The 22,436-nt window shown below is 70.6% G+C and carries 14 protein-coding genes and 2 CRISPR repeat arrays; all 14 genes read left to right on the forward strand.

From position 1 onward, the window contains the following. The first annotated feature begins 119 nt into the window (after positions 1 to 119). Positions 120 to 1,918: a CRISPR direct-repeat array (repeat unit 29 nt; unit sequence GGGGCCATCCCCGCGGGTGCGGGGAGCAG). 243 nt (positions 1,919 to 2,161) lie between these two features. Further along, a complete protein-coding gene (cas3, locus tag ABTY98_RS40960) occupies positions 2,162 to 5,131 on the forward strand; it encodes a CRISPR-associated helicase Cas3' (RefSeq protein WP_352226263.1) in 2,970 nt (989 codons plus the stop codon). 727 nt (positions 5,132 to 5,858) lie between these two features. Then, positions 5,859 to 7,526 carry a type I-E CRISPR-associated protein Cse1/CasA gene (gene casA, locus ABTY98_RS40965; protein WP_352226276.1) on the forward strand — a complete coding sequence of 556 codons (1,668 nt, stop codon included), beginning with the start codon at positions 5,859 to 5,861 and terminating at the stop codon, positions 7,524 to 7,526. Next, positions 7,523 to 8,224 (forward strand): type I-E CRISPR-associated protein Cse2/CasB, encoded by a 702-nt coding sequence (gene casB, locus ABTY98_RS40970; RefSeq protein WP_352226264.1) that lies wholly within the window; start codon positions 7,523 to 7,525, stop codon positions 8,222 to 8,224. The genes casA and casB overlap by 4 nt, the downstream gene beginning before the upstream one ends. Continuing rightward, complete coding sequence (gene cas7e / locus ABTY98_RS40975) at positions 8,221 to 9,429, forward strand: type I-E CRISPR-associated protein Cas7/Cse4/CasC (RefSeq protein ID WP_352226265.1); 1,209 nt, start codon at positions 8,221 to 8,223, stop codon at positions 9,427 to 9,429. The genes casB and cas7e overlap by 4 nt, the downstream gene beginning before the upstream one ends. Then, positions 9,426 to 10,145 carry a type I-E CRISPR-associated protein Cas5/CasD gene (gene cas5e / locus ABTY98_RS40980; protein ID WP_352226266.1) on the forward strand — a complete coding sequence of 240 codons (720 nt, stop codon included), beginning with the start codon at positions 9,426 to 9,428 and terminating at the stop codon, positions 10,143 to 10,145. The genes cas7e and cas5e overlap by 4 nt, the downstream gene beginning before the upstream one ends. Continuing rightward, complete coding sequence (gene cas6e / locus ABTY98_RS40985) at positions 10,145 to 10,918, forward strand: type I-E CRISPR-associated protein Cas6/Cse3/CasE (RefSeq protein ID WP_352226267.1); 774 nt, start codon at positions 10,145 to 10,147, stop codon at positions 10,916 to 10,918. Before cas5e ends, cas6e begins: the two co-directional genes overlap by 1 nt. Before the next feature lie 4 nt (positions 10,919 to 10,922). Next, positions 10,923 to 11,897 carry a type I-E CRISPR-associated endonuclease Cas1e gene (cas1e, locus tag ABTY98_RS40990; RefSeq protein WP_352226268.1) on the forward strand — a complete coding sequence of 325 codons (975 nt, stop codon included), beginning with the start codon at positions 10,923 to 10,925 and terminating at the stop codon, positions 11,895 to 11,897. After that, on the forward strand, positions 11,894 to 12,250 hold the full coding sequence (gene cas2e / locus ABTY98_RS40995) for a type I-E CRISPR-associated endoribonuclease Cas2e (protein WP_352226269.1): 357 nt from the start codon (positions 11,894 to 11,896) through the stop codon (positions 12,248 to 12,250). The genes cas1e and cas2e overlap by 4 nt, the downstream gene beginning before the upstream one ends. Before the next feature lie 93 nt (positions 12,251 to 12,343). Next, positions 12,344 to 13,909: a CRISPR direct-repeat array (repeat unit 29 nt; unit sequence CTGCTCCCCGCGCCCGCGGGGATGGTCCC). 301 nt (positions 13,910 to 14,210) lie between these two features. Beyond that, positions 14,211 to 16,079 carry a hypothetical protein gene (locus ABTY98_RS41000; protein WP_352226270.1) on the forward strand — a complete coding sequence of 623 codons (1,869 nt, stop codon included), beginning with the start codon at positions 14,211 to 14,213 and terminating at the stop codon, positions 16,077 to 16,079. Continuing rightward, positions 16,076 to 19,108, forward strand: a complete 3,033-nt coding sequence (locus ABTY98_RS41005; RefSeq protein WP_352226271.1) for an ATP-binding protein — start codon at positions 16,076 to 16,078, stop codon at positions 19,106 to 19,108. Before ABTY98_RS41000 ends, ABTY98_RS41005 begins: the two co-directional genes overlap by 4 nt. Then, the gene (locus ABTY98_RS41010; RefSeq protein ID WP_352226272.1) at positions 19,105 to 20,406 is read left to right on the forward strand and encodes a hypothetical protein; all 1,302 of its coding nucleotides are present in this window, start codon (positions 19,105 to 19,107) and stop codon (positions 20,404 to 20,406) included. Before ABTY98_RS41005 ends, ABTY98_RS41010 begins: the two co-directional genes overlap by 4 nt. Positions 20,407 to 20,414: 8 nt before the next feature. Next, positions 20,415 to 20,894, forward strand: coding sequence for a hypothetical protein (locus tag ABTY98_RS41015; protein WP_352226273.1), 480 nt, complete (start codon positions 20,415 to 20,417; stop codon positions 20,892 to 20,894). A 101-nt stretch (positions 20,895 to 20,995) separates the two neighbouring features. Beyond that, positions 20,996 to 21,490, forward strand: coding sequence for a hypothetical protein (locus ABTY98_RS41020; RefSeq protein WP_352226274.1), 495 nt, complete (start codon positions 20,996 to 20,998; stop codon positions 21,488 to 21,490). A gap of 419 nt (positions 21,491 to 21,909) precedes the next feature. Beyond that, entirely contained in the window at positions 21,910 to 22,251 is a 342-nt protein-coding gene (locus ABTY98_RS41025) for a hypothetical protein (RefSeq protein WP_352226275.1), read from the forward strand. Positions 22,252 to 22,436 lie beyond the last annotated feature (185 nt).

The following is a 22,436-nucleotide window of genomic DNA, read 5'->3' on the forward strand; positions in this document are numbered from 1 at the left end:
CCAGGAACACCACTGGCCACAGGCATGGATTTCTGATGGCCACCAGCCGGGACACCCAACGACCACCCACCTGGGCATCTCAATGACCGTTGACACGGACTGCCCGACCTGGAGCTGTGGGGACCATCCCCGCGGGTGCGGGGAGCAGCGCCCAAGAGGCCGGCGGCCGCCCTTCATCTAGGGACCATCCCCGCGGGTGCGGGGAGCAGCGTGGGGCACTGATGGACCCGGTCCTTGACACGGAACCATCCCCGCGGGTGCGGGGAGCAGCGAGATGAGGGCCGCGCCAGCGGTGGCGCGCCGGGACCATCCCCGCGGGTGCGGGGAGCAGTCGAGCAGGTTGGTGACGAGGGAGACGACGTCGGGACCATCCCCGCGGGTGCGGGGAGCAGACCCTGGTGCTCCCCGGCGCGTTCGACGACTGGGGACCATCCCCGAGGGTGCGGGGAGCAGTTCATCCGCGCCGCCTACAAGTGGTTCGGCCGGGGGCCATCCCCGCGGGTGCGGGGAGCAGGAGAGGACGTGACACATGCAGCTCATTGACGAGGGGCCATCCCCGCGGGTGCGGGGAGCAGAAGTTCCTGAACAAGCCGATCGCAGCCCCGAAGGGGCCATCCCCGCGGGTGCGGGGAGCAGGGTAGTACCCAAGAAGGGGTGCACGCGCCGGAGGGGCCATCCCCGCGGGTGCGGGGAGCAGTGGTCGGCGACGCGGACGATGAGGATCCAGGCGGGGCCATCCCCGCGGGTGCGGGGAGCAGAAGCGGACGCTGGCCGGGTACTGCTCGGCGATGGGGCCATCCCCGCGGGTGCGGGGAGCAGGTGATGTTCGCGCCGACGACGTCCAAGCAGCCGGGGCCATCCCCGCGGGTGCGGGGAGCAGAGGCTCTTTCACTCTTCCCCTTCATGACGGGCGGGGCCATCCCCGCGGGTGCGGGGAGCAGTTCGCAGACCTTCGCATCGGAACCACCGAGTGGGGGCCATCCCCGCGGGTGCGGGGAGCAGAAGACGATGAAGGAACGGGGCCCGGACAAGGTGGGGCCATCCCCGCGGGTGCGGGGAGCAGCAGCTGCCGTGGTGAGCTTCGCGACCACCTCTGGGGCCATCCCCGCGGGTGCGGGGAGCAGCATCGGTTGCGCACCTTCCTGTTCGTCGAGGCGGGGCCATCCCCGCGGGTGCGGGGAGCAGCAATCCCCACAACGTCACCCGGTAGGCGCGCCCGGGGCCATCCCCGCGGGTGCGGGGAGCAGCAGTGCTGCGATCAGTCCCGCCACGGGACCCACGGGCCATCCCCGCGGGTGCGGGGAGCAGCCCGTTCACCTACGTCTGGTCGCTCCTCAACAGGGGCCATCCCCGCGGGTGCGGGGAGCAGGCAAGTTCTTGTCCGGGCCGTACGCGAGGAACGGGGCCATCCCCGCGGGTGCGGGGAGCAGCGCTCGGAGTCGATCGACGACTACAGCCGGACGGGGCCATCCCCGCGGGTGCGGGGAGCAGACCCGCATGGTCAGGTCGTCGTTCTTGGCGCGGGGGCCATCCCCGCGGGTGCGGGGAGCAGTTCGCCAACGAGGGCCGCCAGGCGGTCGCAACGGGGCCATCCCCGCGGGTGCGGGGAGCAGGCACGACCTCGGACCTGCGGCTGCTGACCACCGGGGCCATCCCCGCGGGTGCGGGGAGCAGGGAGATTTTCGACGCTGCCGGCACTTCCCTCGGGGGCCATCCCCGCGGGTGCGGGGAGCAGGGCAGGAGGGGTTCCGCGACCGCTGGGGGATCGGGGCCATCCCCGCGGGTGCGGGGAGCAGTTGCGCATCTCCAGACCGTCGTAGGTGAGGGTGGGGCCATCCCCGCGGGTGCGGGGAGCAGCTCGGCGTCGCCTCCGTGCACATGGCCACCCAGGGGCCATCCCCGCGGGTGCGGGGAGCAGGCTGCGCGACCTGCGGCTTTATCGCGAAGGCACGCAGTTTTGCCACACTTTCACAGAGTCCGGCATAGCAGGCATAACACCCTTAGTTCTTCCACTCAGACGTCGGGTGGGCGGCAGTGTAAGCCGATCATCTTAGAGCCTGCCTGCCTGCTGTCAGGGAGCCACCCTCTGGGGCAGAAGCAGATTCCTTGAGTTTTCGTCATATAGGCATCCTGCGAGTGGGTTTGCCTGTATTCATCTGGCATGACAGGTGGGGGAAAGTCACGCTCGGGTCTGCGGGGCAGGCTTGATGGGCCGGTGCTGACGGTGTGGGCGAAGCACGACAGGGATTCCGACGGGTGGCTGCCGTTGTGGCGGCACATGGAGGACAGCGCCGCTGTGGCCGGCCTGCTGTGGGACACGTGGTTGCCCGCGAGTGTACGGAAATTGATCGCCTCGGCGCTGCCCGGTGGTGAGCAGGACGCACGGCGGCTTGCCGTGTGGCTGGCGGGGGTGCACGACATCGGGAAGGCGACGCCCGCTTTCGCCTGTCAGGTCGACCAGCTCGCAGACCTTATGCGTGAGCAGGGGCTGGAGATGCGCTCGGCGCGGGCTATCGGGCCGGACCGCAGGATGGCTCCGCACGGGCTGGCCGGGCAGGCGTTGCTGGGGGAGTGGCTGAAGGAACGGCACGGCTGGACGGTGAAGCAGACCGGGCAGGTCTCGGTTGTCGTGGGAGGGCACCACGGGGTGCCTCCGGAGCACGGGCAGATCGCCGCCCTGCACAAGCACGGGCACCTGCTGCGTACTCCGGGACCGAGCCGAGCCGCGTGGCGCCGGGTGCAGGACGAGCTGCTCGATGCGTGCGCCGACGAGTACGGCGTACGGGACCGGCTGGATGTGTGGAGGTCGGTGAAACTGCCGCAGTCGGTGCAGGTGCTGTTCACGGCCCTGGTGATCGTCGCCGACTGGGTCGCCAGCAACGCCGATCTCTTCCCTCACTTTCCGCAGGACGTCGCCCGCAGCAGTGAGGAGCGTGTGGCCGCGGCCTGGCGCGGGCTGGACCTTCCGGCGCCCTGGTGCCCGGACGAGCCCACAGGTGACGCTCAGGAACTGTTCGCCGCCCGCTTCGGTCTGCCGCCAGGGGCGAGGGTCCGGCCGGTGCAAGAAGCCGCCGTCGAACTGGCCCGGGCGATGGAAGACCCGGGACTGATGGTGATCGAGGCGCCGATGGGGGAGGGGAAGACCGAGGCCGCGCTGGCGGTCGCCGAGATTTTCGCTGCCCGCTCAGGCGCGGGGGGTGTGTTCTTCGCGTTGCCGACCATGGCCACCGGCAACGCAATGTTCCCCCGCCTTCTGGACTGGCTCGAGCGGCTGCCCGCAGCCGAAGACGCCCGGTACTCCGTCCTGCTCGCTCACTCGAAGGCTGCGTTGAACGAGGACTTTGCCGAGCTGATGCGTGAGAGCGGCCACCGGATCGTTGCTGTCGACGTGGACGCGCCCGAGGAGCCACGGTGGCGCCCCTCGCACACGACACGGTCCGCTCCCGCTGAGCTCGTCGCGCACGCCTGGCTGCGCGGCCGTAAGAAGGCCATGCTGTCCTCGTTCGTCGCGGGAACCATCGACCAGCTGCTGTTCGCCGGGCTCAAGAGCCGCCACCTGGCGATGCGTCACCTTGCGGTCGCAGGCAAGGTCGTCGTCATCGACGAGGCGCATGCCTACGACACGTACATGAGCGTCTACCTCGATCGTGTGCTGTCGTGGCTCGGCGCTTATCGGGTGCCTGTGGTGGTGCTGTCCGCGACCCTGCCCGCGGGCAGGCGCCGCGAGCTCGTCGAGGCGTACGCGGGCCGCAAGGCCGGAGCAGCCGCGAGTGCCGCGGATTTTGAGGCGGTGGGCAAGGCCGGTGCCTATCCTCTGCTGACCGCCGTGACACCTGGCGGGGAGCCGGTCCTGAGGAGTCCTGAGGCCTCCGCCCGGGGCACGGACGTCGTCCTGGAGCGGATCGACGACGACCTGGAGGTTCTTGTCGGCCGACTCGCCGCTGAACTGGACGGAGGCGGCTGCGCGCTGGTTGTACGCAACACGGTGAGGCGGGTGCTGGAGACCGCCCAGGCGCTCAGGGCCAGGTTCGCAGACGAGCACGTGACGGTCGCCCACTCGTGCTTCATCGACGTGGACCGGGCAGCGAAGGACGCAGATCTCCTGAAACGCTTCGGGCCGCCGGGCAAAGCGGAAGACCGCCCGACGGGGCCGCACATCGTCGTGGCCAGCCAGGTGGCCGAGCAGTCCCTCGATGTGGACTTCGACCTGCTCGTCACTGACCTCTGCCCGGTCGACCTGCTGCTCCAGCGCATGGGAAGGCTCCACCGGCATCAGCGAGGCGAGGGTCAGCACGAACGTCCCGAGGGGCTGCGCCGGGCGCGCTGTCTGGTCACCGGTGTCGACTGGAAGGCGGAGGTGCCGGCGCCGGTGCGGGGCTCGGTCGCCGTGTACGGGTCGTACGCGCTCCTGCGCTCCGCGGCCGCGCTGCTGCCGCACTTCGAGAAAGGGCAGAGCCGTCCGGTACGGCTACCCGAGGACATCAGCCCGCTCGTACAGACGGCATACGCCGACGGTCACGCAGGCCCGAAGAGCTGGTCACCGGTGATGGCCGAGGCCTTCGAACGGTACGAGCGGCACCGCGCCGACCAGGCCGAGCGGGCGGCTGTGTTCCGGCTGGAAGAGGCCGGCAGGGCGGGCACACCGCTGTTCGGCTGGGTGGCGGCAGGAGCGGGCGACGCCGACGACACCCGGACCGGGCGGGCCCAGGTCCGCGACAGCAGGGAGAGTCTGGAGGTCGTCGTCGTGCAGCAGCGCACCGACGGATCACTGACGACGGTTCCCTGGCTGGCACAGGACCGCCACGGCAACCGACTCGCGGGACTGGAACTGCCCCGGGACCAACCCCCGCCGCCGAGAACGGCACGGGCCGCGGCAACCTGTGGACTGAGGCTGCCGATCCAGTTCTCGTACGCCGACGTCATGGACCGGGCGATCGCGGAGCTGGAAGAACTCTACGTTCCCGCCTGGCAGGTGAAAGACAGTCACTGGCTCGCCGGCCAGCTGATCCTGCCGCTCGACGAGGACTGTCAGACCAGTCTGGCAGGCTTCCGTCTCCGGTACAGCCACAGCGACGGCCTCGAGGTGATCCGCGCTGAAGGACAGGAGGGCAAGACGGCGCGCAGTGGTTGAGCAGAGAATCCCCGCCCGGGCGGGGAGCAGTGAGGTACCAAGCCTGGTACGCCCCTCAGTCTGGGGCCATCCCCGTCTCAGCGGGGAGCAGTGATTGCATGCTACTCGAAGACCTTCCACGCAGCCGGGCTCTTGTTTTGCGGCCGGCGCAACGCGAGCTGCGAAGGGCGGGATCAGGCTTCTTTCGACAGTCGACGGCCTCTCTCTGCCCACCGGACCAAAGGCAGGCCCGCCACGGCAGATACCGCACTCGCAAGGGCTGTGGCGACGCCCCATCTGGCGGCTTCGTCTGCAGGGCCGCTTAACGGCAGCCAGCGACCCAGCAAGAGGGCTAACCAGAAGATGGTGACGACGGCCATCGTCACCAGGATCCAGCGGATCCAACCGTTCAACTCTGCACTCCCCTTAGTCTGTTGCATCATTGGAGAACGCACTCTAGAGGATCCGAGGCCTCATGACACACCCCTTAGCAGAAGTCAGACGGTCGTCCCTGGTCACGCGCCAGTTCGCCGATAACGCACCGACTGTGACGCTGTGGTTGGACTCTCTGAAAGGCCCTCCACCCAGTTCGCATCGATATCCGTGGGCCAGTGGCTCGCCGCGCAACTGGTCCGTCTGCTCGACGAGGATTGTCAGACCCGTCTGGCAGGGTTCTCACTCCGCTGCAGCCAGAGTGACGGTCTTGAGGTGACCAGTGCCTGAAATAAGTGATGAGACAGCGGGTTTGCTGTCGTTCGACCTGACCACACAGCCCTGGATTCCGGTGCTGAGAGTGGACTGTGCTCAGGACGAGCTGTCGCTGCGTGAGGTGTTCGAGCAGGCCGGCACCCTGCGTCGGCTCGTCGGGGACCTGCCCACTCAGGAATTCGCCCTGATACGCCTGCTGCTCGCGCTGGCCCACGACGCGCTCGCGGGACCGCGAGACGCCGAGCACTGGGCGGATCTGTGGGCAGAGGAGGACTGCTTCGCGCCCCTGGCCGCCTATCTCGACGAGCACCGCCGCCGGTTCGACCTACTCGATGCGCATACGCCGTTCTTCCAGGTTGCCGGGCTGCACACGGCGAAGAATGAGGTCTTCGCGCTCAACCGCATTGTGGCCGATGTTCCCAACGGTGAGCCCTTCTTCAGCTCGAGGATGCCCGCCGTCGACCGGCTCACGTTCGCCGAGGCCGCCCGTTGGGTCGTCCACACTCACGCCTACGACACCTCCGGCATCAAGACCGGCGTCGAGGGCGACGACCGGGTCAAGGGCGGCAAGGTGTATCCGCTCGGGGTCGGGTGGGCCGGCAATCTCGGAGGAGTCTTCGCGGAGGGGCGCACACTGCGGGAGACTCTCCTGCTCAACCTCGTGGCTCCTGCCGACACCCCCGGTCTGAGTTCGGACGGTGTCGACGATCTTCCTGCCTGGCGGCGTGAGGCGTGCGGGCCGGGCGAAGGGCCGAAGCGTTCGCCCACGGGCGTACGTGACCTGTACACCTGGCAGTCGCGGCGCCTGCTCCTGCACGCCGACGCCGACGGCGTGCATGGCGTGGTCCTCGGCTACGGCGACCCGCTCACCGCGCGCAACAAGCACGGCTACGAGCCGATGACCGCCTGGCGGCGCAGTACGGCGCAGGAGAAGAAGCATGGCGAACCCCTGGTCTACATGCCCCGCGAACACGACCCGGCGCGCTCCGCGTGGCGGGGGATCGCGTCCCTGATCGCCGACCGGACCGAGGCGTCCCAGGGCGCGGAAGCCGCGAACTATCTGCGGCCCAGGGTCCTCGAGTGGATTGCGCGTCTGGTGACAGACGGCGAGCTGGAGGAAGGCCTCCTTGTCCGGGCCCGGATCGTCGGCGCCCAGTACGGCACGCAGCAGTCCGTCATCGACGAAGTCATCGATGACCACATCTCCATGGTCGTGGTCCTGCTCCACGAGCAAAACCGCGAGTTCGCCGAGCAGGCCGTCGGCGCCGTCACCGATGCCGACGACGCCGTCAAGGCCCTCGGCGACCTCGCCACGGACCTCGCCCGTGCCGCCCGCACCGAGACCGAAGGATGCGGTGCCACGGCACGCGATCTCGGTTTTGCAGCACTCGACACTGCATACCGCACGTGGCTGGCCGGCCTGGACGGCCAAGGCGACCCGTACGCGCAGCGCGCCGAATGGCAGCGCCGGGTGTACCAGATCGTGGGCAGGCTCGGCGACCGGCTCATCACGGAGGCCGGAGACGCCGCATGGCAAGGCCGGACCATCACGGTCAAGAACGGCACTGAGTGGCTCAACGCCGCTCTCGCGGGCAAATGGTTCCGATCCCGCCTGGACAAGTGCCTGGGCCACCCGAATCTTCCCGACCAACTGCCGGGCGCGGGCAGCGCCCCGGTGATCGAGACCGCCACGAAGGTGCACCCATGACGACCGCGACCGCTCCGCCCACCGTCTGCAGGCGCGTCGAACAGCTCGCCGGTGAACGCATCACCGCGCTCCAGCGCGGATATCTGGCTGACGAGGCGAAGGCGGTGGCGGCCCTCGCCAGGCTCCGCAGAGGTGCGGGCCGGGAAGCCGGACAGCTCCCCGACCTGTGGAACCTCGTCGACACCACCCCGCTGCACGAACCGCACGACGGCGCCCGGGCGTTGAACGAGAGAGAACTGGTCTGCGCCGAAGACGCCCTGCACGTGGCCCTCACCTTGTGGGCCCTGCACCAGCAGTCCCGCCGCGAGGCCAGGATGCACGAGAGCGGCAGTCGCGCAAAGCCGCGCGGAGTAGGCGCCGCCGTGCGCCGCATGATGAAGCCGGGCGAGATCGACGAACCCCTGCGCAAACGCCTGGTCCGAGTCGGTACGGCACCGGATCTGACCACCCTCGCCCAGCGCCTGCGAGACATCGTCCTGCTGCTGCGCCGCGACCAGGTCCCGCTCGACTACGCGCTGCTCGCCGGACAGCTCTATCGCTGGCAGCAGCCCGGCGGCCCGGACGACGTACGCAGGGAATGGGGCCGGTCGTTCCACGCCTGGCACGAAGAAGACCAGAAGACCGATGCACAGACGCCCCTCGGCGCCACGGCCATGACCACCGACACCTCTGACCCGACCCACAAGGATGCCTCGTGACCCGCTTCTACCTCGATGTACACGCCCTGCAGACCGTCCCGCCCAGCAATCTGAACCGGGACGACACCGGCGCCCCGAAGACCGCGGTGTACGGGGGAGTGCCGCGGGCCCGAGTCTCCAGCCAGGCATGGAAGAAGGCCACCCGGGACTACTTCAAGGCCGAGAGCCTCCTCGACCCGAGCGAACTGGGTGTGCGGACCAAGAAGGTCGTCGAGGTCCTGGCCGACCAGATCTGTGTCGTTGACCCCTCACTGGCGCACGCGGACGCCCTGAAGCTGGCGGCCGAGGTCATCGTCGCCACGGGCTTGAAGATCGAGGCACCGCCCAAGCGCAAGAGCTCAGCCAAGGAGGAGGGAGCGGAGGACAGTGCGGAGGAGCCGGCACCGCAGTCCAAATACCTCATGTTCCTCAGCGCCCGCCAGCTCGACGGACTCGCCCGTCTCGCCGTCGAAGGCGCCGCCGACATCAAGGCGTTCCTGAAGGACAAGGACAACAAGGGCCGAGCCAGGCAGATCGCTGACACCCGCCACTCCGTGGACATCGCACTGTTCGGCCGTATGGTCGCCGACTCCGCCGACATCAACGTCGACGCCGCTGTCCAGGTCGCCCACGCCATCAGCGTCCACCGCGTCGAGAATGAATCCGACTATTACACGGCCGTCGACGACCACAACAAGGACTCGGAGCCGGGCGCCGGAATGATCGGCACCGTCGACTTCAACTCGGCGACCCTCTACCGTTACGCGGCCCTCGGCGTTCATCAGCTGGCCGCCAACCTCGGCGAGGGGCTGCGCGAGGACGAGTCCCGCACCACCCCGGTGCGCCGCGCCGTCGAGGCGTTCGTCCGAGGCTTCACTGAGTCGCTGCCGACCGGGAAGATCAACACCTTCGGTCACCACACGCTGCCCGATGCCGTGATCGTCAAGCTCCGCACCACCCGCCCCATCAGCTTCGTCGCCGCGTTCGAGGAGCCCGTCCGCGGCGAACAGGGCGGCCATGTGTCCGAGGCGTCCGCACGGCTGGCGGAGTACATCCCCGATATCGAGCGGGCCTACGGAGACGAGGACTCCACTCTCACGTGGGTACTTCGTGTCGGACCGAACACGCAGAAGCTCGCCGGCATCGGAACCGAGTCGGCGAACATTACCGAACTCGTCGCCTCCGTGGGCCAGGCCGTTGCCGAGCGCCTGGAGAAGCCCGCATGAGTGTGCTCACCCTGCGGTTGGCGGGCCCCCTGCAGTCCTGGGGAGCCTCCGCCCGTTTCACCCGCCGCACCACCGAGTCCGCGCCGACCAAGAGCGGCGTGATCGGCATGCTCGCCGCAGCCTCCGGCATCGAACGTGGCGACGACGCGGCACTGGTCAGCCTGGGCGCACTCCGGTTCGGCGTACGTATCGACCAACCAGGCACCCGGGTACGGGACTTCCAGACCGCACACCACAGCGTAAGCGGTAACTCCATGCCGCTGTCCGAGCGCTTCTACCTCGCCGACGCAGTCTTCGTCGCGGCCCTCGAAGGCGACGGAGCACTCCTCGCCGCCCTGCACGCCGCCCTGCGTGCACCGGTGTACCCGCCGTTCCTGGGCCGCCGCTCCTGCCCACCGGCCCGCCCGGTGGAACTCCGCCTTTACGACGGAGTCTCACTCGACCAGGCACTGACGGACGAGCCATGGCAGGCGGCCCCCTGGTACAGCCGGCAGCGCCGCCGCGAGGCCACGGTGACCCTCGTCGTCCTGCGCGAGGCCGACGAGGACGAACACGACGCGAACTTCCAGCGCGACCAGCCTCTGAGTTTCGCCGCCGAACACCGTCGCCATGCCCTGCGCACCGTGGTCAGCAGAACGGTGGACATCCCCAACCCAGCTGCCGCGCCCCGGCATCCCCGGCATGATCCGCTCGATGCCCTGGAGGAGAGCGCCTGATGTTCCTAACCCGCTTCCGTGTGAACACCGCGCGCCCCGGCGCCCGCCGCCTGCTCTCCTCCCCCCAGGTGCTTCACGCGGCAGTCATGGCGTCGTTCCCCGGTCTGCTCCCCACAGACACGGCCTCCCCCGAGGGGCCACGAGTGCTGTGGCGCCTCGACCAGAACGCGCGGGCCGAGGTGCTGCTGTACATCGTCAGCCCCGCTCGGCCCGACCTGACCCACCTCGTGGAGCAGGCCGGCTGGCCCGCAGCGGCCACTGACCCGGAGACTCCGGGCTGGCAGACCAGGCCGTACGCCCCGTTCCTCGACCGTCTGGCCGCAGGGGAGCGATGGGCGTTCCGGCTGACCGCCAACCCGGTCCACCACATCCGCCGCAAGGCGGACGAGCCACGAAAACGCACCGCCCACCTAAATCCCGTACATCAGATGGCCTGGCTCCTCGACCGCCAGGAGAGCGGAGGCTTCCGCATCCTCGAGAAGCCGGACAACAAACGCCTGCTGCCCGGCGGAACGACGTTCAAGAAGCACGAGCACCCCGGGGACCGATACGAACTGACCGTCCGTGACAAGCGCGACCTCTCCTTCGACAAGTCCCGCAGAGACGACGGCACCCGCGGCAAGCCCGTCAGCCTCGTGACGGCCACCTTCGACGGCCGTCTCGAAGTAACCGACCCCGCCGCGCTGCGCCGCACCCTCACCCAAGGAATCGGCAAGGCGAAGGCGTACGGCTGCGGCCTCGTCACCCTGGCACCACTCACCGGCACGGGATGAACCGGTGACAACGGTCTCCCAGCGCACCGCCCTCACCCCGCGCCACCTCACCCGCACCGCTGACCGGATGTCCTTCATCTACCTGGAGCGCTGCACGGTGCACCGGGACGCCAACGCCATCACCGCCGAGGACGCCGACGGCACTACCCACATTCCGTCGGCGACCATCGGCACCCTGCTCCTTGGCCCCGGCACCCGCATCACGCACCAGGCGATGAGCGTCCTCGGCGAGACCGGCGCCGCCGTCGCCTGGGTCGGAGAGCACGGCGTGCGCTACTACGCGGGCGGGCGCGCCCTGACCCGTTCGTCCGCCCTCGCCGAGGCCCAGGCCGTTCAGTGGGCGAACGTCCGCAGCCGTCTGGCCGTCGCCCGCGCGATGTACCGGCTGCGCTTCCCCGACGAGGACCCGGCCGGACTCACCCGTCAGGAACTCCTCGGCCGCGAAGGCCGCCGCGTCAAGGACTGCTACCGGGCCCAGTCAGCCCGCACCGGCATCCGATGGCACGGCCGCAAGTACACCCCAGGTGACTTTGCCGCTGGCGATCCGGTCAACCAGGCCATCACCGCCGCCGCCCAGTGCATGTACGGCATTGCCCATGCGGTCGTGGCATCTCTCGGTTGCAGCCCAGCGCTGGGTTTCGTCCACTCCGGCCACGAACTGTCCTTCGTCCTCGACATTGCCGACCTTTACAAGACCGAAATCGGCATTCCTCTGGCCTTCGACGTCGCTGCGGAGGACGAAGAGGATGTGGCCTCCCGCACCCGCAGAGCCCTGCGCGACCGCATCAACGAAACGTCCCTGCTGGACCGCTGCGTGGAGGACATCAAGAGTCTCCTGCTGCAGAACAGCCCAGGCCCCGCAGTCTCCGGCGACCAGGATGTCGTCACACTCCAGAGCGACGGAGGCCGCAAGGTTGCAGCCGGCCGCAACTACGGGGACACGACGGACAGCGGTCAGGACGAGGCGATGCTCTGGTGACCGTGATCGTTCTCACGAATTGCCCCGTCGGCCTGAGAGGGTTCCTCACCCGCTGGCTGCTCGAGATTTCCGCAGGCGTCTTCGTCGGTAACCCATCGGCAAGGATTCGCGACGTGCTGTGGGACGAGGTACAGCAGTACGCGGGCCAGGGAAGGGCCTTGCTCGCCCATACGACGAACAACGAGCAGGGCTTTACCTTCCGGACCCACGACCACGGCTGGCTCCCGATCGACCATGAGGGGCTGACGCTGATCCGTCGCCCGACCTCTGGGGAGGCGCCGAGGAGGAACGGCGATGGCCCGAAGACGGGATGGAGCAAGGCATCCAAGCGGCGCCGCTTCGGAAGGACATGAATGCCGGTAATGAGCTGTTCAGGTAATTTGACGGAATCTATGAAAGTGGTCCAGAACGGTTCGCACCCGCGCTAAAACCGCAGGTCGCGGAGTCTGCTCCCCGCGCCCGCGGGGATGGTCCCGGCTCGATAGCGCAGTGGCGGGACTTCACTCCGGACGGGGGCACTGCTCCCCGCGCCCGCGGGGATGGTCCCCTGTACGGCGCCAAGCAGACTGCGGCGGAGCACTGCTCCCCGCGCCCGCGGGGATGGTCCCCGTCCCCGTACAGATCGTTTGCCGAAAGTGCGCTGCTCCCCGCGCCCGCGGGGATGGTCCCTGGTGCCGGACCGCGTCCCGCTTGCGGTCGTACTGCTCCCCGCGCCCGCGGGGATGGTCCCGCGATAGCAAGCCCGATACCGCCCCAGAACCCCTGCTCCCCGCGCCCGCGGGGATGGTCCCACATCCGGGGCGGACATCACCACCGCGGTCACCTGCTCCCCGCGCCCGCGGGGATGGTCCCCGCTACTACCAGCGGACGTCCGCCCCGGACTGCTGCTCCCCGCGCCCGCGGGGATGGTCCCGCCTTCTTGATCTCGCCGCGGAACCCGTTCAGCTGCTCCCCGCGCCCGCGGGGATGGTCCCATCACCTGAACGCCGCGGGTACGGCGCATGACCTGCTCCCCGCGCCCGCGGGGATGGTCCCGAGATGGTGCAACGCCGGGCCGCCGTCGTCTTCTGCTCCCCGCGCCCGCGGGGATGGTCCCTGGGGGTCCGGGTCGCAGAACATCGGCCGGGTCTGCTCCCCGCGCCCGCGGGGATGGTCCCCGTCGCCTACCAGCAGTGCTGCAAACCCCAGACTGCTCCCCGCGCCCGCGGGGATGGTCCCCACGCTGCACCATCCGACAACTGAAAAACAGACTGCTCCCCGCGCCCGCGGGGATGGTCCCTCGGCGTTCCTGCTGCTCATCTGAATCGATATCTGCTCCCCGCGCCCGCGGGGATGGTCCCGGCATCGTCACCGCGCTGCCGCCCGGCCTGATCTGCTCCCCGCGCCCGCGGGGATGGTCCCCAGGAGCCCGAGCCGCCGCGCTCCGCCCTCACCTGCTCCCCGCGCCCGCGGGGATGGTCCCCCTGCACCGAACGCTACGGTGCACCCGGCTGGCTGCTCCCCGCGCCCGCGGGGATGGTCCCGCCACGGTCGTCGGCAGCGGGGTGGTCTGCGGCTGCTCCCCGCGCCCGCAGGGATGGCCCCACGGCGATGATCGGAAGGAACACAGTGATGACCTGCTCCCCGCGCCCGCGGGGATGGTCCCTTGGCGGCTCTGAGGCGCACTTCGGAGGCGAACTGCTCCCCGCGCCCGCGGGGATGGTCCCCCCGGGGGCTTCGTCGTGCCCAGGGAGCCGCCCTGCTCCCCGCGCCCGCGGGGATGGTCCCCCCGGGGGCTTCGTCGTGCCCAGGGAGCCGCCCTGCTCCCCGCGCCCGCGGGGATGGTCCCCTGCCGGTACAGGGTGGCCGTGACGATGTCGTCTGCTCCCCGCGCCCGCGGGGATGGTCCCCCGCCCCGCCCAACACACCCGACGAAAGGACCACTGCTCCCCGCGCCCGCGGGGATGGTCCCACCGGGATGCGCAGGCTCCAGCCGACCAGGCGCTGCTCCCCGCGCCCGCGGGGATGGTCCTCACGGTGATAACAGTGGCCGACTCGGGCGCGCCTGCTCCCCCCGCCCGCGGGACGTCCTCCCCGATCCCGACTACCTCCAAGAGGGTGTCCAGGGCCTTGTCGGCTTGCTCGTGCGGTTGGGTGAGCCAGACATACGAGACGCCGAGCGGATTGCCGTCGTGCTTGCTGATCGCGAAGCTGAACCCATCCGGCCATGGGCGGGGTGGCTTTAGGTCAAAGTCCGCCGACTCGTGAGTGGGGTGGCCCGGCAGCCGTCATTATGCCGGGCACGACGCGCCGACATCGGGCGGGCTGGGGGACGTGGTGAGTGGTACCGAGAGCGTGGTCGGGAACGACCGCAGCGGCGGGACGGACGATGGGGCGGAGCTGGCGCTGCGTGTCTTCGCGGGAGAGGAGCGCTGGGGCTGGGAGTTCGTCCAGCCGCCCGCGCCGCCCGCGCACCGGGACGCCCACAATCCGCCCGCGTACAGCGAGCCCTCCGACCAGGAGGTCCGCGCCATGGAGGAGCGGGTCGAGTCCGGGGAGAGCAGGGGCACCGGCTGCCTCGTGTTGATCGCGGGCGGCATCGCCTACGCCGCCGGTGGGGCGGGCGCCGCCCTGATCGTCGCGGTCCTCGTCTTTGCCGCGATGGCCGCCACCTCCCCGAGCGCCCGGCTCAGGGCCGCCCGGCGCCGCCTGGAGGCCGCTCGCGTCCACGCGCAGCGCGACTACGAGAAGCGCCTGGGCGATTGGCGGAGCCGGATCGACGCCCACCGGGAGGAACACCTGCGGCACAACGCGACGCTGGACACCTGGTATCCGCTGGTGCTGGCGTCCGGGCCGAGCCGGATCGACGTGTTCGGCGGTACGGGCAACGGCTGGGCGAGCCTGCTCGCCACGGTCGGCGGGCCGCTCCTCGGCAGCGGCCGGCCGCTCGTCGTCCTCGACCTCACCCAGCAGGCCGTCGCGCTCGAACTGGCCGGGCTCGCCGCGCACCGCGACATCGCCGTCACGCACGTGCCCATGCCCGGCGGCCTGCTCGACCTCGATCTCCGCGAGGAGTTCACGCCCGACCAGCTGGCCGAGACCGTGGCGGAGGCCGTGGCCACGATGCGTCCGTCGGGCGCCGACGTCGACCTGTTCACCATCGACGTGGACGTGGTGCAGACCGTCGCGGAGCTGCTGGAGGGGCCGGTGACCTTCACCCGCCTGGCCGCCGGCCTGCGGGTCCTGCTCCGTGTCTACGACGCCGCCCCGGACGCGCCGGGCGTGCTCAGCGCCTCCGAGGTCGAGTCGATCACCCGGGCCGTCGACTTCCTGGGCCAGGGCGAGCGCGTCCAGAACGAGCTGCGCTACATGCGGGCGCAGGCGGAACTGCTCACCCCGCGGGGCGAGGAGGCCCCGGATCCCGGCGGCCGGGCGGCGGACTGGTGGCGACCAGCGGGGCTGACGATCGTCACGACCGAGGACTCCGTGCGCCGCCGCAAGGACCTCGCGGACCGCTTCGTCTTCTTCCGGCTGCTCCACCTGCTGCGCATGCGTGCCGTGCCGCACGGCTCGGGGACCCTCGTCGTCGCGGGCGCCGACCACCTCGGCCGCGACGCCCTGGAATCGATGGCCCGGGAGGCGAGGTCGGCCGGCGTCAGGCTCGTGTTCCTGCTCGAACACCTGCGGGAGGGCACCGTCCAGGTGGCCGGCGGCTCCGACAGCGCGACGGTGTTCATGCGCATGGGCAACGGCGAGGAAGCCAAGGCGGCCGCGGACTTCATCGGGCAGGAGCACACATTCCTCGTGAACCAGCTGACCCGGCAGGTCGGGCAGACCCTCACCGAGGGCCGCGGCAGCAGCTACAGCTACCAGCGGGGCGTGTCGCACTCGGACGGCTCCACCAAGGGAGGTGGCACGTCCGGCACGACGTGGGGGCGGTCCCGCTCGGTGTCGACATCGCTGTCCCGCAGCTGGCAGGACTCCACGAACACCTCCACCGCGCATTCGACGACGACCGGCGAGAACCTCAGCCGCGTCTACGAGTTCACGGTCGAGCCCACCCAGCTCCAGGCCCTCCCGGTGACCGGCCTCGTCCTCGTCGAGGCCGGCCCCGGCGGCCGCCGCGTCGTGTTCGGGGACTGCAACCCCGGCATCACCTTCCTGCCCCGGCTGTCCGCCCGACCCCGCGCGAGCCTGACATGAGCGCGGACGCCGGACCGTTCCCCGTCCTCGGCGCGTACCGCTTCCACCGCCTGCTCACCGTGCCCCGGCGGCCGGAGGACCCCGGTGCGGAGGACCGTACCCCCGCCCAGCTCACCGCCGCGGTCGTGGCGGCCCACGCCGTGCTCTTCCACCACCGGGCGGCGCGGCCCGCGGGGCTCGCCGCGGCATGGGTCCGCCCGGGCCGGCACCGGCCGCTGCACTTCCTCGTGGGGGGCGCGCCCCACTTCCCGCCAGCCGGTGAGGAAGCGGCCGAGGAGGGGGCGGACGAGGAAGCCAAGGAGGGCGCGGAACGCCCGCTGCGCTACCCGCCCGGGTCCACCGCCCGGGACCTCCCGCCGGGCGAGGCCACCGCGCTCCTGGAACGGATGCCGTTCTGGCTGCCCTGCCCCGGATCCCACGAGGCCCTGCGCCTCGGCGAGGACATGCGCGCCCTACCCACCGAGCGCCGCGGCTCGTTCGACGACGCCGTGGCCCACCTCCAGGACCCCTTCGCCTGGCTCGTCCTGGCCGAACCCGTCCCGCACGAGCGGCTGGAGCGGGAACGCGCGGCCCTCGCCGTGGAGTTGCCGCGGCTGCGCCAGCGCGAGAACTCCGCCGCCGACCGCGTGGCGGCGGACCGGGCCGAGGCCCGCTACCGCGAACTGACCCGTGCCCTGGCCACCGGCATGTGGACCGTACGCGTACTGGTCGGGGCCGAGAGCCCCGCACAGGCCCTCGCCTCGGCCGCCCTGCTGTGCGGCGCGGGCGAGCTCGACGACCTGCCCTACGTCCTCGTCCCGGCACGCCACCCCGTACCGCTCGCCGAGGCGCTGACCACGGTCACCCCGCAGCCGGCCCCCGGGTCCGGAACACCGGGCGGCACCTCCTTCGCCGCCCCCTTCGTCGCCCCCGCCGAACTCGTCGCGGCCCTGGCCCGGCCGCCCGGACGGGAACTGCCCGGGATCCGCACGGTGGCGCCGAACCGCTTCGACGTCACCGCGGACGACACCGGGCAGCCCTCCGACGGCTTCCTCCTCGGCGACATCCTCGACGAGACCCTCGCGCCCGCCGACCGGCTCCACATCTCCCGCTCCACCCTCAACCGGCACGCCTTCGTCTGCGGAGCGACCGGATCCGGCAAGTCCCAGACCGTGCGGACCATGCTCACCGCCCTGTCCACGCACGAACGGCCCGTCCCCTGGCTGGCCGTCGAACCCGCGAAGGCGGAGTACGCGCGCATCGCCGGACGCCTCACCGCGGGCCGGGGCCCCGAGCACGCACGCCGGGTGACCGTGATCCGGCCCGGCGCCGTGGACGTCGCCCCCGCGTCCCTCAACCCGCTGGAGCCCGAGCCCGGCTTCCCGCTGCAAAGCCACGTGGACCTCGTACGGGCCCTCTTCCTCGCCGCGTTCGAGGGGCACGAACCCTTCCCGCAGGTGCTCTCGCGGGCCCTGTCCCAGTGCTATACGGAAGCCGGCTGGGACCTCGTCACCGGCGAACCACGCCCCGCCCACAAACCGAAGTACGTCCTGAGCGAGCCGGACGAGCCCCGCACCGCCGTCTACCCGACCCTGGGCGAACTCCAAGCCACCGCCCGGCAGGTCGTGGAGATGATCGGCTACGGCAAGGAAGTCACCGCGGACGTAAGGGGCTTCGTCGACGTCCGCATGGGCTCGCTGCGCGAGGGCGCCCCGGGCCGCTTCTTCGAGGGCGGCCACCCCCTCGACATCGCCGGGCTGCTCGCCGGGAACGTCGTCCTCGAACTGGAAACGATCACGAACGACCAGGACAAGGCCTTCCTCATCGGCGCCGTCCTCATCCGCCTCGTCGAGCACCTGCGCGTCCACCACAGCGCCGGAGGAGTGCCGCTGCGCCACGTCCTCGTCGTGGAGGAGGCGCACCGGCTGCTCAAGAACGTCGAGGACGGCCCCGCCGCCGCGGCCGTCGAACTCTTCGCCTCGCTCCTCGCCGAGATCCGGGCGTACGGCGAAGGCGTCGTCATCGTCGAGCAAATTCCCAGCAAGATCCTGCCCGACGTCATCAAGAACAGCGCGCTGAAAATCATGCACCGCCTGCCCGCGGAGGACGACCGCCGGGCCGTCGGCGCCACGATGAACCTCCAGCAGGACCAGAGCGAGAACGTCGTCGCCCTGCCCCCGGGACGCGCCGCCGTCGCCGCCGACGGCATGGACCGGCCCGTCCTGACGGCGATGCCGCACGGCGAGCACGACGAGAGCGCCAAGAACGCCTCGGCGAAACCACCGCTGCTCGGCAGCCGCAGCCCGCTGTGCGGAGGCTCCTGCCGCCGCGACCCGTGCACGCTGCGCACCATGAACGACTCCCACCACCGTTCCCTGGAGCCCCTCCCCCTGATCTGGGCGGACGCCGCAGCCTCGGCCCAGGCGATGGGCAAGAGCGCGCCCGCCCCGGCCGCCCCGGTCGTCGCCGCGCTCACCGCCCTTCCGCAACGCGACCTGGAGTGCACCCTCGTCTACGCCGTCGAACGGGCCGTCGCCGCCCGCGAATCCCTCATGCGCAACGAGGTCGACCCGGCGGACTTCGCGGAACGCCTGTACGCCGTGCTCTCCGCCGCCCTGCTGGGCACACCGCCCCCGACCGGCGACCCGCGGCGCTACACCTACGCCAACTACCGCTTCCGGGACGTCCTGTCCGTCGTCCACCAGGCACGGCGGACCATGCCGGACGGCCCCCACACCTACCCCGACCACGAGGCCCAATGGGCGTCCCGCGGCCTGCGCCTGACCGGGACATCGGCGGCGGACCACCGCCTCCAGATCCGCGCCCTCCCGGGCTACGCGCCAGACAAGGCACACGCCCGGATCGGCGACGTCACCCGCAGCGGCCTGCGCGGCGCGATCACGGCGGTGACGGGGGGAACGACGGAGGAACACGTGCGGCGGGCCTTCCGGGTGGCCTGCGCGGAGGGGCCGCAACTGGCAGCGTTACTAAGGGAGACGGCAGTACGAGTGGCGCAGGAATGCGCCCGGACGGGGGTGGGCTGGTCATGAGCGAACTCGGCGGCGTGTCCGACGTACCGCTTCCGCCGCCACCACCTCCGCCGCCGGAGGTCGGCGACGGCTACGAGGAGGGGGACGAGCCGGAGGAACCCGAGGGGCCGGACGGGCCGGACGGGCCGCTCCCGGCCGAGACCGACCAGTGGGAGGAGGGCGACGCCCTCGACGATGAACCGGAAGCGGAGCAGTACGCGGACGAGGAGATCGACGCCCCCGAGCCGACCGCCCCGGTCGATCAGGCGGAAACCGACGGCGAGCCTCCCCCACCGGACCGCCCGGAGCCCGAACCCGTTCCGGAGCCGGAAACCGAGCCCGAGGCCACGCCGGAGGCGGAGCCGGAGCCCGAACCGGAAGCAGAGGCGGAGCCGGAGGCAGGGCCCGACACAGAGGCCGAGCCGGAACCGTCGTCCGAAGCTGAACCTGAGCCCGACTCCGAACCGGAGCCGGAGCCGGAGCCTGAGTCCGACTCCGAGCCCGAGCCCGAGCCCGAAGCGGAGTCCGAACCCGAGCCGTCGTCTGAAGCCGAGCCCGAAGCGGAGTCCGAACCCGAGCCGTCGTCTGAAGCCGAGCCCGAAGCGGAGTCCGAACCCGAGCCGTCGTCTGAAGCCGAGCCCGAGCCCGAGCCCGAGCCGTCGTCTGAAGCCGAACCTGAGCCCGACTCCGAACCGGAGCCGGAGTCCGACTCCGACTCCGACTCCGAGCCCGAGCCCGAGCCCGAGGACGAGGCCGACGCCCCGCGTACGGAACCCGAGCCCGAGGACGAAGCCGGCGAACCGCGTACGGAAGGCGGCGCCGACGCAGGTGCCGAACTCGCCGACGCCGTGGTCGGTGCGGTCCAGGCGCTGGTGGAGGTCGGCGTGGCCGTGGCCGGGGCCGCGGCGGACCTCGTCGATCAAGCGGCGAACGCCCTGGACGCGGCCGCGGGGCGCGAGCCTCTTCATGCCTTCGGCAACAAGGAGGCGCCGAAACCGACCCGCCTGACGGACCTCCACGTGGAGTCCCTCGACGAGGTCGTCGGCCCCTTCGCGCCACAGCGCGCGGACGAATACGTGCCCGGCAAGTCGACATATGTCTACCCTGAGTTGGCGCCCCTCAGCGGTCAGTTCCACGTGTTGGCGCCGGACGCGGAATTGCCACCCGGTCTGGGGATCCATGCCGACGGAAAGGATGCCGGAGGTCTCGAACCGTGGGGGCATCGAACGATCTACCCCACCGTGGCCATGACCGCGGGAGAGTTCAGGGACCTGGTCGCGAGCCTGGACTGGGTATGGGTGGGAAATAAGAAGAAGTGAGGGAAGGCATGTCCCAGACGAACGCGCGTGCGGACGACGACGCCTTTGCGGAGGCGCTCGCAGCCGCCGGTCGGCTGAACCGTGCGCTCAGCCCGCTGAGGATCAACGAGGAATGGGCGCAAGAGCGCCTCAGGTCGGCCCTGCGTCGGCCCGAGCACGCAGTACAGGCCATCTTCCTCCTGGAGACGCTCGATACGGAGCCGACGAAAGCGCTGGTCGACGACCTGGTCAAATACGCCCTGCGGGAGCGCCACACCCTTCTCATCCGCAACCTGCTGGGAAGGCTGCCCTGGCGGGAGGCGAAGGAGATCGTCCCTCCGGCTGTCGGGCGCCTGCTCGATGACGCGGACGACAGCGACGACTACCGGCGCATGGCCGAACTCCTCTATCACCTCGGCCTCGACGAGGCCCTCCAGGAGTTGTGCGCCCGCGCCGAGGACAGCATCGACCCGGATGTGCGCGAGGTCGCGGCGGACTTCGGGCGGTAGGTGGAGGGGCGGACCCGATCCGCGACCGTCGGGGGTCACTGTCAGTGAGCGGGGCTAGATGTCGGGGGTGGCTGAGGGACCGTCACGGGAGGGAGTCGGGCATGCGCGGGCCGGAGGAGTTGCATCGCGTGCCGTGGGGCGAGCTGGCGCACGCCGACGGCACCGCCGAGGACGTGCCGCGGCACATCCTGGCGCTCTACCTCCCCGACGGAGAGGCGTCCGCCGAGGCGCTGGACGAGCTGTACGGGCACGTCCACGGCATGGGCGCGATGTCGGAGTCGTCGGCCCACACCGTGCCGTTCCTCGCGCACGCCGCGGTGCATGGGCCGCCCGGCAGGGGCGCCGACGTGCTGACGCTGCTGGCCGTGCTCGCCGACGAGGCCGATGCCGACTTCGAGGATCCGCCCGGCGGTTCCGCGGACGCGGTGGGCGACGCCGTGCTGCGCGAGATCCCGGAGCTGCTGGCGTGCACGCGGGACGACGATCGCGAGGTCCGGCGCGCGGTGCTGCGCAGCGCCGGCAGATCAGGGCGCGCTCAGGACCTCGTGGCGCACCCCGGCGAGAAGCTCGGCCAGCGCGGCCCGGTCCGGTGCTGAACACTCGCTGCCCGTACTCGTGAACAAAGCCACCCATCCAGCCGGAACAGAACGACGTCGAGTTCGTCCAACCCGTCCCACGACCGCTCCACGTGCAGACGTAGCCGCTGGGCCACAGGCTGTACTGGTAGCGCCAGCGCTCCGACCATCTGGAACAGCGGAGCGGAGTGCTCCCAGACGCTGTACTGGTGGGCGGGGTTCTTGCCGGTGTAGTAGGGCGGTTGTGTAGCCGGCTGCCAGTCGGGCTCAGGCCCCGGGACCTCGATATCTGTTACAGCAGTTCCTCCCCACGGCCCCAGCCGACTGGCGATCAACCTGCCTTCACCTGGGTGGGTGGCGTCATGCGGCTCTGGTCAGGTCTGGTTGTGGTGGCTGAGGTGTGTATGGCGGGTGCCTGACCCCGCGGTCCGTCAGGTTGGATGGCACCGTGGGCGAGACTACCCAAGACGAAGAAGAAGCGGCCCCCCTTCGGCATACCGAAGGAGATCATCCTGCTGACTGGGCAAGACGTGTGGCCCCACACGTTCATCGCCGACGACTCGGGTGGCGGATGCGGCAGGGTCCCGATGCCCGCCGACGCGACCCCTGAGGAGGTACAGACGGCGATCTTCACACAGCTTGCGGACCTCACCCGCATATTTCACGGCGTTGAGATCGACGTTGAGTGGTCCTCCCTGACGCCGGACTCGTGGGTAGGCCACATCCGGCGTGTCACCGTGGAGGAGCCTGCTCCGCCTGGCGCGGTACCTGAAGTCGGCTGACCACGGATCGGCTCACCGGGCACCGAAAACGTCATGCACTTCGTCACCGAATCAGTCGGAACCGAGCCGTACATAGCCGAGGATCCCGGCACGATCCGGCTGGCCGAGCGGTGCGGTCTGCCCCGGCTGGTGGCCGAGAAGGTCCACCTGACCGGTGCGAAGAACGGGGCCGGTACGGCCGCCGA

It is taken from the genome of Streptomyces sp. NPDC096040, from assembly GCF_040303265.1.
GTDB lineage: Bacteria > Actinomycetota > Actinomycetes > Streptomycetales > Streptomycetaceae > Streptomyces.